The following is a 12,959-nucleotide window of genomic DNA, read 5'->3' on the forward strand; positions in this document are numbered from 1 at the left end:
GCAATGTAACCCTATCGTAGAGGCGGCTATTTAGCCGCCTCTATTGCTTGTTTAACCCGCTTTTCCGACACCGGATACTTTGTCCCCAGTGTCTGCGCGAAAAATGATACTCGCAGCTCCTCAATCATCCAGCGAATTTCAGTAACGTCATCGGGAACAACCGAGCCTTTATTTTCATAAACTTTCACCGCTGCTTTATACTGTTCTTCCAGATTTGCCAGAGTCAGAGTCATTAATCTGTCTTTATTCGGATCAACCGGCAGCTTTTCCAGCCGACGTTGAATAGCTTTTAAATAACGCACAATGTCACTCAAGCGCTCCCCACCAAAAGCAGAGACAAACCCGGCGAACACTAAGTTATCCAGTTGGTCCTGAATATCGCCCCGGGACTGGATTTGATCCAATGGGATTTTACCTTTAAGAGACTTTCTCACCTGTTGTGACAATAGCAGGCACTGTTCAACTTCCAGGGCTATTTGCTCAACACGTTCATTCAAATTAGCACGAACAATATCTTTTAATTGCTCAAAGCCCTTTTGCTCCCTAAGCCCATTGCCCTGTTCAATTTGTTCCTGAATAAGGCCGTCTACCGCCGCTGCTATACAGTCGGCTATTAACGCATCCACTTTACCCCAGGGGTTAAAATACATGGCCAATTTGGCTTTATTCGACAGTGACTTCTGTAAATGCTTAATAGGTGACGGTATTTGTTGCAGTAACAATTCGCGCACACCGGCTTTATGATGCTTCTTCGCTTGCTCCGGGTTATCGAACAATTGCAGCGCAACCTGTCCTTTGCCTTTATTGATTAAGCCCGGGTAAGCCTTAAGCTCAAAACCTTGCTGGCGCTCGGTAATAACTTCCGGTAAGTCATCAAAGTCCCAGCTTTCCACCCACTCGCGACTAATATCATCACCGGCGGTTTTCTCCAGCCGCTGCTGCACTTTACCGGATAACTGCTGCTGAAGGCTTTGCAAGTCGCGCCCCTGATTCACCAGTTTCTTACCGTCAAGAATCTTAAAATTCATGCGTAAATGAGCCGGTAGCGAGGACTCATCCCAGTTTTCTTCCGGAACTGTCACGCCGGTCATACGGCGCAACTTAGTCGCCATAGCGCCAGTTAAGCGTCCCTGCAACGGCTCAACATCGGCTATAATCGCGCCAGCGAAGTTAGGCGCCGGTACAAAATTACGGCGTAAGGTTTTTGGCAGCGACTTAATTAAGTGGGCAATACGCTCCTCGCGCAACGCAGGAATATGCCAGTCGAAACCTTCCGGCTTCACCTGGTTCAGAATACCCAGCTGAATATTCACACTGACGCCGTCGTCTTCAGCGTTAGGCTCAAAATGGTAGCTTAACGGCAGTCGCAGGTTGCCCTGTCGCCAAAACTCCGGATACTCATTTTCTGTAATATGCTCAGTTTCGCCGGCAATAAGGTCGTCACGCTCAAAAAACAGCAACTTAGGCTCTTTTTTGGCCGCCTTATGCCACCAGCCTGCCAGCAACTTTTCGTTATAGATGCCTTCGGGTATGGCGCGGTCGTAAGCCTCAAACAACACCTCTTCATCCACCAGAATATCGCGCCGCCGTGATTTCGCCTCCAGCGCCTGAACATCTTCTATCAACTTTACGTTGTGTTGAATAAAAGGCAGTTTGCGCGTTAGCTGCGAATTAACCAGCCCTTCGCGAATGAATATTTCACGGGCTTTAACCGGCGACACTGGGCCGAATTGAACGCGCCTTCTGGGCACCAGAATAAGTCCCAGTAACGTCACCTGCTCATCGGCAATCACACTGCCTTGTTTCTTCTCAAAATGAGGCTCAAGGTATTGCTTTTTAACTAAATGCGGCGCGGCTTCCTCTATCCACAAAGGGTCAATATCGGCATTAATACGCGCATACAATTTTGAAGTTTCCGCCAGTTCTGCGGTAACAAGCCACTTGGGTGGTTTACCGAATAAACCCGAGCCCGGAAAAATATGAAAACGCGTTTGGCGTGTTCCCTGATATTCGTGTCGGTCTTCTTTAACACCCACCTGAGACAATAAGCCAGTAATTAACGCCCGGTGCACTTGCTCAAAGGTGGCAGCTTCCTCATTAATGGATAGTCCCATTTCCCGAACCGTTTGCCGACTTTGCGTGTAAATATCCTGCCACTCGCGCAAGCGCATAAAATGAATAAACTCACGACCCATTTGCTTACGGAACTGATTTCCTGATAAAGCTTTCTGCTGTTCTTTGACGTAATTCCATAAATTGAGAAACGCCATAAAGTCGGAGCTTTTGTCGCGAAAACGCTGGTGCCATTCGTCCGCTTTTTGCTGTGCATCGTGCGGCCGTTCACGCGGATCCTGAATACTCAAAGCCGCGGTAATTATCAGCATTTCCCGAACACAACCATATTGCTGCCCGGCTATGACCATTCTGGCCAGGCGCGGATCCAGAGGCAGCCGCGACAGTTGCCGTCCTGTATCCGTTAATTTCGGTTGTTCGTTTTTACGTCCGGGTTTAATCGCATGCAGCTCTTCCAGTAAGTTCAGACCATCTTTGACAAAACGTTCGTCGGGCTTCTGCACAAAAGGAAACTGGCGAATGTCACCCAAACGCAACGACGACATTTGCAATATGACCGCCGCCAAATTGGTACGGAGAATTTCCGGATCGGTATATTCCGGACGCTGCAAAAAGTCCTCTTCACTGTATAAGCGAATACAAATACCCGGACCAATACGGCCACAACGGCCTTTGCGCTGGTTGGCGCTGGCCTGTGAAATAGGCTCAATAGGTAAGCGCTGCACTTTAGTGCGGTAACTGTAACGGCTCATACGCACTGTGCCCGGGTCAATCACAAAGCGTATGCCCGGCACGGTTAATGAGGTTTCTGCTACGTTGGTGGCAATAACCACACGCCGTTGACTGTGCGACTGAAACACACGATTCTGCTCGTGCGACGATAAACGCGCATACAAGGGCAAAACTTCCGTATTACGCAGTTGCAAGTCACCAATAGCGTCCGCGTAATCACGAATTTCTCGCTCACCGCTCGCAAAAATTAGAATGTCACCTTCACTTTCCCGCTGCAGCTCTTCTACCGCGTCGCAAACGCCCTGAAGTACGTCTGTATCGGCTGCTTTGCCGTCTTCTTTTGGCGGTCGATACCGAACTTCCACCGGATAGGTTCGCCCGGTTACCGTCAGTACGGGAGCATCATGAAAGTGTTTGGAGAAACGTTCGGTTTCAATGGTCGCTGAGGTAATAACAACTTTAAGATCATTGCGTTTGGGCAGCAGCGTATGCAGAACACCCAGCAAGAAGTCAATATTCAGACTGCGCTCATGCGCTTCATCAATAATAATGGCGTCGTATTGCAGTAGCAGAGGGTCTTGCTGCAGTTCGGATAACAGCATACCGTCGGTCATTAGCTTTATTGCTGTCGTTGGTGCGGTCTCATCCTGAAAGCGGATTTTATAACCCACCTGTTTTTTCGCGTGATCCTGCTGCTCGTCACCAATACGGGCGGCAACACTGCGAGCTGCCAGACGTCGTGGTTGAGTATGACCAATGGTACCCTTGCGACCGTAACCCAGTTCCAGCAACATTTTCGGTAGCTGAGTGGTTTTACCCGAACCGGTCTCACCGGCAATGACCACCACCTGATTCTGCTCAATGGCTTTTTTAATGTCATCACGCTGCTGGGCAACCGGCAATTCTTCGGGATAACTAATATGAAACTTTTGCTGCTGACGCTCTAAATATGCCAACTCGGCAATTTCAATGTCCGCAGCTATCCGCTCCAGCACCTGCTGCTGTCGTTGCTCGTTTTTAATTTTACTCAGACCACGCAAACGACCGCGCAAAAGCGCGGCCTGTTGTGTTGTACATTGCTCTAATTGTGTCTGAAATTTATCAACAAAAGGCTGACTTTGTGATTTATCCTGCGATTTTTGACGACTCATAGACTCCGAACTTATTCATCCTCGTTATAAATAGCAATATGGGCATCACCTTCGCCCTTAATATAGCCACGATACATACCTTCGGTATTAAACGGCATAGCAATATTGCCTTCTGCGTCAATAATAATAACGCCTCCGGTACCACCCGCTTGTTCCAGCACCCCGTGAATGACTTCATCGCCGGCCTCACTGACCGAAAGCCCTTTATACTTAACCCGCGAGCAGATATCAGCCGCCACATGGAAGCGAATAAAATATTCCCCGTGTCCAGTAGCAGACACTGCACAGCTGTCGTTATCCGCCCAAGTGCCGGCGCCAATAATGGGGGAATCCCCTATTCTACCATAACGTTTAGCTGTCATGCCGCCGGTTGAAGTACCAGCGCTCAATAACCCGTTTTTATCAACAGCCACAGCGCCAACGGTACCGTATTTGTAGTCTAAATCCAGATACTCCCAGGCTTGTTGCTCTGGCTGTTCACTTTTCTTAATGGTTTCCTTGGCGTTTTGTAGCTGCTGATAACGGTGCTCAGTATTAAAGTAGCTGTTCTCGACCTGCTCCAGCCCTTGTTGCCGGGAAAACAGCTCTGCGCCTTCACCACTTAGCATGACGTGTACCGACTCTTCCATTACTTCACGCGCCAGTTCTATTGGGCTTTTTACTGTCTTCACACCGGCAACGGCTCCGGCATTGCCATTCAGGCCTTCCATTAACGAAGCATCCAGCTCATGTTCTCCATCCCAGGTATAAACCGCGCCTTTGCCAGAGTTAAACAGTGGCGATGCTTCCATTACCTGAATAGCCGCGATAACAGCGGTGGTGCTGTCACCGCCTTCTTTCAATACCTTACGCCCAGCTTCTAAAGCTTCCGTCAATTTATCTTTGTAGGCTTGCTCTTGTTCGGCGGTTAAATTCGCACGGGTAATAGTACCGGCACCGCCGTGAATGGCCATAGCGTATTCAACATCATGATCATCCGCCTGTGCGGCTGGTAATAGCGATCCAAACGCAGCGGTGGCAAGTAATGCTGATAAGTAGAGTTTTTTCATTCTGACCTCGATTTTATTGTTATAGGCTAGATTGTTAGTCACAACATAGTCGCAGGAAAGCAACGAACTGACAACGAGGAGATATACAGATGCCGACTTATCGCGTTGAGTACACACACTTAGGCGACAGACAGCAAATTACGCTGGAAGTAGATAATGAAGCACTAGATAACGAACAAAAGTTCAGAGACACCGTTGCACAGCGTTTAGCCGACCGCATTCTGCCGCACGCCGAACTTGCTTTTCGCCACGAAGACGACCGCACATTAGAGCAAAAGCTGGACAAAGCTTACGACGTGCAAGTGAATAAGATTGAAAGGGAGTGAGTGGCTGAATTTATCTGCAGGCTCGTGCTATAGTTTTCCTTTTCCGCTGAGCAGTTAGGCTTATGGCACAAAACGAACAAGAAACCTTTTACTGGCACGATTATGAGACATGGGGGGCTAACCCGCTAGTGGATCGCCCTGCACAGTTTGCGGGCTTGCGCACAGACACAGCTTTTAATGTTATCGGTCGGCCTTTAACGCTTTACGCTCAGCCCACACCGGATTTTCTGCCGAACCCCGAAGCGACTTTAATTACCGGCATAACCCCGCAGCTTGCTGCGAAACAAGGTGTCGGTGAAGCGGAATTCAGCAAAGCCATAGCAAATGAGTTTCAAAAGCCCAATACCACAATTATTGGCTACAACAACATTCGTTTTGATGACGAAGTCACCCGTTTGCTGTTCTATCGCAACTTTTATGACCCTTACGAATACAGCTGGCAAAACGGCAATTCACGCTGGGATTTAATTGATGTGGTGCGAGCCTGCTTTGCATTACGCCCGGACGGTATTAACTGGCCGGAGAATTCTGACGGACAACCCAGTCTAAAACTGGAGCACTTGAGTGTTGCCAATAACATTGAGCACGGCCAGGCGCACGATGCTATGTCGGACGTTTACGCGAGCATTGGTCTGGCAAAACTTATCAGCGAAAAACAGCCTAAGCTGTGGCAGTGGGCTTACAATATTCGCCGTAAACAAAATCTACTGAATTTGTTTAACTGGCAGGCTCCGGAACCATTGGCCCATGTCAGTGGGTTTTACGGTACGGCTAACCGCTATTTGTCGGCTATATTGCCGCTAGGCTTTCATCCTAAGCAAAATAACAACGTTATTGCCTGGGACTTGCGAGTTCCTCCCATGGATTTTGCCGATAAATCGGTAGAAGAATTAACGGAGTTAACCTACACCAGTCGTAGGGAACTGGAGGAGCAAGGCTTACAGAAGAGCGGCATCCAAAATATTCACTTGGGTCGCTGTCCTTTCTTAGCCCCCATTAAAACCATTTCTGCTGAAGCTGCTAATAGTGCCGCATTAGATACAGCCGCCCTGGAGACAAACGCTAAATGGTTACAGGAAAACAGCGACTTCCGCGACAAACTCATGCAGGTGTTTGAACAAACCAAAGAGTTTGCCCCCAGAACCGACGTTGACCACCAGATATACGATGGCTTTTTCTCCCCTCAGGATAAAAAGCATATGGAGATTATCCGTTCGTCAGAGCCACACCAACTGGCAGGGTTGGAACTGGATTTTCAGGACCCGCGTATGCCTACGCTGCTGTTCCGTTACCGGGCACGAAACTACCCGTCGACTCTTAGCGATAAAGAACTAAATAAGTGGCGTTTGTTTTGTCAGCAGCGCTTAGTCGAGCCGCCAGAAGGCTTATTATCTGCAGAAGACTTTGCATTGAAGCTGGAAGACTTAGCGAATCAGCATCAGGAAGATGCGCATAAACTGCGGTTGCTGAAGTCACTGTATGACTACGCCGCATCGCTTTAATAGCTCACTATCGCTATAAAAGAAAAGGCGCCGACTTAATAAAAGCCGACGCCTTAATTCACTAACTCAAGTTATAAGGTAAGAGCTAAGCTTTTTTATTCCCTACTCTGAATAACCTTGCCAGTGCCGGAATTAAGATAAGTGCACCCAACATATTCCACAGGAACATAAAGGTCAGCAATATACCCATATCGGCCTGGAATTTAATGGGTGAGAATATCCAGGTAGCGACGCCTATAGCCAGCGTTAAGCCAGTAAAGCCGACGGCCTTGCCGGTGTTATCCAGCGAGTACTTGTAGGTTTCCTGCAACGACATGCCCTGCTGCAAGCCCTCTTTTACTTTACTGTAGATATAAATGCCGTAGTCGACACCAATACCAACCCCTAAGGCAATAACCGGCAAGGTAGCCACTTTAATGCCTATGCCTAACACCGCCATTAGTCCCTGACTCATAACAGTAGTAAAGGCCAGCGGCAGTACAATACAAGCTACTGTACGAACGCTACGGAAGGTAATAAAGCACAGCACGATAACAACGCCATAAACCCATAGCAGCATCTTATTTTGTGCTGCTTCTATAACTGAGTTGGTTGCCGCTTCAATACCCGAGTTGCCCGCTGCCATCAACAGTTCTAAACCTTCCTGTTGATAGTTCTTGTTAAACTCATTAACCGAGCCAACGACATTCTCTAAGGTTTTAGCTTTATGGTCATCCAGGTAAATAATGACCGGTGCCATTGAACAATCGTTGTTGATCAAACCATCCGGAATACGGCTTAACGAGGCGTTAGTAACATACTTATTACGGTTTAAACTAAACCACTTAAGGTTACCCTCGTTAATACCAAACATGCCCATTTTAGAGACGTAGACGACAGATTTAACGTCCTGAACACCGCTGGTATTTTCCATATGCCAGCTAAAACGTTCCATAATCTCAAGGTTATCGTAGGCAATACATTGCTCAGGCGCGGAAGCCGCCATCACCACAAAAATATCGGTACTGGAACTGTAGTTTTCAACAATAAAGGCATTGTCCTGATTGTAGCGACTGTCCGGGCGAAGCTCCGGCGCGCCTTTATCAAGGTCACCAATTGCCATATTCTGACTATTGACTAAGCCCCAGGCCAGCATAACAAGAGCAATAACTAGCGCCGAATACGCCCATTTAGGCTGAGTAAACTTAGCGAAGAAATCAAATAGTGGATGACGCTCGTCCTTTATTTTCTTCTGGTAAGCAACACCATTGTCTGACGTTCCCAGGTACGACATTAAAATAGGTAATAAACCTAGGTTGGTCAGCACTACCACGGCAACACCAATACTGGCGGCTATTGCCAGTTCTTTGATTACCTCAATATCAATAACCATCAAGGTCGTAAAGCCAATGGCGTCGCTGGCCAGAGCGGTTAACCCGGCAATATACAGGCCACGGAACGCTGTGCGAGCCGCAGCAACTTTATCAAGCCCGGCAACCCGGTTAGAGCCAATGGCATTAATAATTTGTACGCCGTGCGAAACCCCTATGGCAAAGACCAAAAATGGTACGAGCATTGAATACGGGTTAATACCGCTGCCTATAAGTTCAATAATACCCAGTTGCCAGACCACCGCGATAATTGAGCAGCTAAGTACCATAAAGGTGCTGCGCCAACAGCGGCTGTAGAGATAAAGCATGACCAGCGTAATAGCAATAGCCAACAGGAAGAACAAACCAACCTGCTCGGCGCCTTCAATAAGGTCGCCTATCAGTTTCGCAAAACCAGTAATGTGAATTTCAATATCATCACTTTGATATTTGTCACGAACCAGGGTTTCCAGCTTTTCCGAAAACTGCTGATAATCGAGCTTTTCACCGGTTTCCGGATTAACTTCATCCAGCGGAATATAGACGATGGTTGACTTAAAGTTATTGGCAACCAGGTTCCCTACTTCACCTGAACGCAAAACATTGGTTCTTAGTTGATCTAAGGAGTTTTCACTGCCGTCGTAGCCATCGGGAATAACCGGGCCACCGACAAAACCTTCTTCGGTTACTTCCATCCAGCGGACATTGGGGGTCCATAAGCTGCGAAGCCCGGAGCGGTTAACGCCCGGAATAAAAAAGATCTCGTCGGTTATTTTTTGCAGTTCCTGTTGAAAATCGGCTTCAAAAATATCGCCGTCTTTATTTTCAACCGCCACTCGGACAACGTTCCCCAAACTGGCTAAGTCGTCCTGATACTCAAAATAGTTTTGAATAAATGGATGGTTGGTCGGGATCATTTTGGTCAGGCTGGCATCGGGGCGAACCTGTGACGCGTGATAACCCAAAAACAAGGTCAGTAACAAAAAGACAATTAGCCAGGGAGCCCGTACCGTGAATAATAACTTCTCCAGCAGTCCCGCTGGTTTATTCGCACTCGGATTATCCATTTACTGCGCTCCTTGTTGCGTTGCTAATGCTTCTTCTTCAGTGATTTTGGCCGGCCAGTGCAATAAACCACTGCGCCCCGTCATAATCCACTCGCCTTCGGCCACTTCAATAATATCGGTCATAACTGAACCGCTCGGATGTGTCCGGTTCTTTACTTCTAGCTGGTCATCAATCTCAAGAATGGTTCCGGAATGCCCGACAATTAGCTGAGTACCCTTGTTAGTGTTGGTTCCCGCTGACAGATTAACTCTGGTGCCTGTATCAACGGTTGTAAAGTTTTGTCCTTTATCGTCTGAGACAAAGGCATTGCCGCGTAAGCCGTAAACCCAAACACGGCCCTCGGCATCAAGGTGTCCGCCAAACAGCGAACCGCGATAAGGAGAATCAAGGGTCTCCCAATTCTCACCACCATCGTAACTCGCAAAGGCTAATCCGGCTTCCCCGACAATGTATAAGTCGTCACCCCGACCAAAAATGGTATTCAAATGATAACCGCCCGGGTTTTCCAAACGACCCGATATAACCTGCCAGCTTTCGCCGCCATCTTCAGTTTTAAGGAAGGTACCATAAGCACCTATCGCCAGCACGGTCTGACTGTCTTTAACATAAAGATCTAAAAAGGGCTTGCTGGGGCCTTCTTCTCTGGCTGCCTCTATATTACTAACCTGAAACTGAGCTTCTTCAAGCTGCCACTCCAGTTCACCGATAACGTCTTCATCGTCGGTTGATTCGAGTTGTTCGTTGAGTTTCTCAATTCGATTTTCAAAATAGCCTTCTTCTAACGTCATTAGTTCAAAACCGTCTAACTGGCGCTTCCAGCTTTTACCGCCGTCTTCTGATTTAATAATGACGCCATGATGCCCGGTCGCCCATCCATTTTGCTCGTCAGCAAAAGCGATACTGGTTAACAGTACGCTTGTATCTACTTCTGCCTGTTGCCAGTCATCACCCTCTTTCCAGATAATATTTCCATGCGCACCGACGGCTATAAGTCGCGTTCCAACAGTCGTCACTTCAATAAGTACTTCGCTTTTAATTCTGTCTGATGACAATGCTGGTGCACTGATCACGTCGTAATCAGTAATCGTTGTTGTGTCGCTATCCTGTGCGAGCACTGCGGTGCTAAAAATAGCCCCCAACAACACCCCTAATGGGGTTAAAGACAAGCGCATGGAACCTCCCGGGTACTAAAAATGTCATAGGATTGTATAAGCTCAAGATAATTTGAAAACCTTTTTTCGTTAAATTCGTGCTTTTTTTCGTTAAAGTATTGCTTGAGAGGTCAGTCCTCTGGCAAAGTGATGTTGGAAAGTAGAACAACAAGGAAAATTATAATGAATAAACTGATGCTAAAAGCTGGCGTTTTTGCCATATCGGTGATTTCCGCGAGCGTTGCGGCGAAAGTATCACCAGAAGAAGCCGCACGGCTTGGTCAGGACCTAACCCCTATTGGTGCTGAAAAAGCGGCAAACGCCGACGGCTCTATCCCAGCCTGGGATGGTGGTTACTCCGATCACGCGGTTGAAGTTGTTCGCGGTAATGACCCGTATGCTGATGATAAACCTTTGTTTACCATCACTCACGATAACCTGGATGAGCACAAAGAACATCTGAGCGAAGGCCAAATCGCTATGTTCGATAAATACTCAGACTATAAAATGATTGTGTATCCAACCCGTCGTTCGGCAACTTATCCGGATGAACTTTGGCCTAAAATTAAATCCAACGCAGAAAATGCAGAAATGGTTGCCGGTGGTAACGGCGTCGAAAACTTTGATACCACCATTCCGTTCCCTATTCCGGAAAATGGGTTAGAGGCTGTATGGAACCATATTACTCGTTACCGTGGCGGCGCAGTTACTCGTAACGTAGCGCAGTTCCCGGTTCTGTCTAACGGTAACTACACCACGGTAGAACTTAAAGAAACCCTGGTATTCCCTGAGTACTTAGAAACCGGTCGCCAGGAAGCTGACGACAACGTTCTGTTTTATTTTATGCAGGAAGTTGAAGCTCCTTCTCGCTTAACCGGTACGGTTTTGCTGGTTCATGAAACCATTAACCAGGTAAAAGAAGGCCGTCGCGCATGGATTTATAATGCCGGTCAGCGTCGCGTTCGTCGTGCACCTAACGTTGCTTATGACGGACCAGGCACTGCAGCAGATGGCTTACGTACTTCTGACAACCTCGATATGTACAACGGTGCACCAGATAAGTACAACTGGGAATTAAAAGGTAAAAAAGAAGTTTATATTCCTTACAACAACTTCAAGATCATGGATCCTGAACTGAGTTATGACGAAATCATTAAAGCTGGTCATATGAATCAGGACTTGATCCGTTATGAAAAACACCGTGTTTGGGTGGTTGAAGGTAGTCTTAAAGACAGTGAACGCCATATCTACTCTAAGCGTACAATGTACCTTGATGAAGATACCTGGACAGCGTCACTGGTTGATCACTACGACGGACGTGGCGAACTATGGCGTGTTGGTGAAGCTCTGAATACTCAGTTCTATAATCAGGACGTTCCGTGGATGGCTGCAGAAGCGTTATATGACTTAGACTCTGGACGTTATATTTCTCTGGGTCTGGGTAATGAAGAAAGTACTTACATGGAATGGGATATTTCTCCAAACCGTGAAGACTTCAGTACTAACGCATTACGTCGTAAAGGCTTCAGATAAGTTAATACCGCTAAAACGGAAAAAGGAGACTCATTCGAGTCTCCTTTTTTAATGTCCGCAGCCTGGTGAGTTCTATGTAGCTTGACGTTATTACGTAAGAAGGCAGCAGCATCTCGGTTGTTACGGATCACCTCACCTGATGCAATAGCATCAGGCTACTTCTCCAGACGAGCCAGAAGACTCGATGTATCCCAGCGACTGCCACCCATTTTCTGAACGTCAGCATAGAATTGGTCAACTAATGCAGTCGCCGGCAGCGACAAGCCCTGACGGTCGGCCTCAGCCAAGGCTATTTTTAAGTCTTTACGCATCCAGTCTACAGCAAAGCCATGCTCGTAGTGGTTATTCCACATGGTTTTATAGCGATTTTCCATCTGCCAGGAGCCTGCAGCGCCCTGACTAATAGCCGCAATAAGCTTATCAGGATCTAAGCCGACTTTACGTGCCAGTTGAAGCCCTTCAGACAAGCCTTGCAAAACGCCGGCAATACAAATCTGATTGACCATTTTCGCTAATTGTCCACTACCGACAGGTCCCATCAGTTGACGAGTTTTGGCATAGCATTGGAAAAGCTCGTCTGCAGCTTCAAAAGTTTGCTGCTCACCACCGATCATCGCGGTTAAAACACCGTTTTCCGCTCCGGCCTGGCCGCCTGAAACCGGCGCATCTAAAAAGCTGCCCTGCTTTTCATTTACAGCTTGTTCCAGCTCTCGTGCCAATTCAGCAGAAGCCGTAGTGTGGTCAACAACAACAGCTCCGGGTTTTAAATTCGCCAATATGCCGTCGTCACCATAAAATACACTGCGTACATCGTCATCGTTACCAACACAAACCATAACAAAGTCAGCTTCTTTAACCGCTTCAGCCGGGGTGGGCTGGCAGTGTCCGGAGTATTCCTTTGCCCATTTTTCGGCTGTAGCCTGAGTGCGGTTATAAACCGTTACCTTATGGCCCGCTTTTTGTAAGTGACCGGCCATTGGGTAACCCATAACGCCTAATCCAATAAATGCACATTGCTTCGACAT

At 47.6% G+C, this 12,959-nt stretch carries 8 protein-coding genes; 3 read left to right on the forward strand and 5 right to left on the reverse strand.

The window, feature by feature from the left end; translation table 11 throughout:
- Positions 1-26: 26 nt before the first annotated feature.
- Together hrpA and DEU30_RS03360 are read right to left on the reverse strand one after the other, a co-directional pair.
- Positions 27-3,956: an ATP-dependent RNA helicase HrpA gene (gene hrpA, locus DEU30_RS03355; RefSeq protein ID WP_114981272.1), complete on the reverse strand. Its 3,930-nt coding sequence runs from the start codon at positions 3,954-3,956 to the stop codon at positions 27-29.
- Between the two features lie 11 nt (positions 3,957-3,967).
- Positions 3,968-5,005, reverse strand: coding sequence for an isoaspartyl peptidase/L-asparaginase (locus DEU30_RS03360; protein ID WP_114981271.1), 1,038 nt, complete (start codon positions 5,003-5,005; stop codon positions 3,968-3,970).
- An 89-nt stretch (positions 5,006-5,094) separates the two neighbouring features.
- On the opposite strand from DEU30_RS03360, the gene DEU30_RS03365 reads away from it, so the two are divergent.
- On the forward strand, positions 5,095-5,331 hold the full coding sequence (locus tag DEU30_RS03365) for a hypothetical protein (protein WP_114981270.1): 237 nt from the start codon (positions 5,095-5,097) through the stop codon (positions 5,329-5,331).
- Positions 5,332-5,393: 62 nt separating this feature from the next.
- Positions 5,394-6,833, forward strand: a complete 1,440-nt coding sequence (gene sbcB, locus DEU30_RS03370; protein WP_114981268.1) for an exodeoxyribonuclease I — start codon at positions 5,394-5,396, stop codon at positions 6,831-6,833.
- A gap of 85 nt (positions 6,834-6,918) precedes the next feature.
- Here the strand turns inward: sbcB and DEU30_RS03375 are convergent, their stop codons facing one another.
- The gene (locus tag DEU30_RS03375) at positions 6,919-9,249 is read right to left on the reverse strand and encodes an MMPL family transporter (RefSeq protein WP_114981266.1); all 2,331 of its coding nucleotides are present in this window, start codon (positions 9,247-9,249) and stop codon (positions 6,919-6,921) included.
- Positions 9,250-10,422 (reverse strand): YCF48-related protein, encoded by a 1,173-nt coding sequence (locus DEU30_RS03380; RefSeq protein ID WP_011234619.1) that lies wholly within the window; start codon positions 10,420-10,422, stop codon positions 9,250-9,252. It abuts the gene before it with no gap.
- Between the two features lie 162 nt (positions 10,423-10,584).
- Here DEU30_RS03380 and DEU30_RS03385 point away from each other — a divergent pair, with 162 nt between their 5' ends.
- Complete coding sequence (locus DEU30_RS03385; protein WP_011234620.1) at positions 10,585-11,934, forward strand: DUF1329 domain-containing protein; 1,350 nt, start codon at positions 10,585-10,587, stop codon at positions 11,932-11,934.
- A gap of 155 nt (positions 11,935-12,089) precedes the next feature.
- On the opposite strand, the gene DEU30_RS03390 is transcribed toward DEU30_RS03385, so the two are convergent.
- Positions 12,090-12,959: an NAD(P)-dependent oxidoreductase gene (locus DEU30_RS03390; RefSeq protein ID WP_011234621.1), complete on the reverse strand. Its 870-nt coding sequence runs from the start codon at positions 12,957-12,959 to the stop codon at positions 12,090-12,092.

This window comes from Idiomarina sp. 017G, from assembly GCF_004362265.1.
GTDB lineage: Bacteria > Pseudomonadota > Gammaproteobacteria > Enterobacterales > Alteromonadaceae > Idiomarina > Idiomarina loihiensis.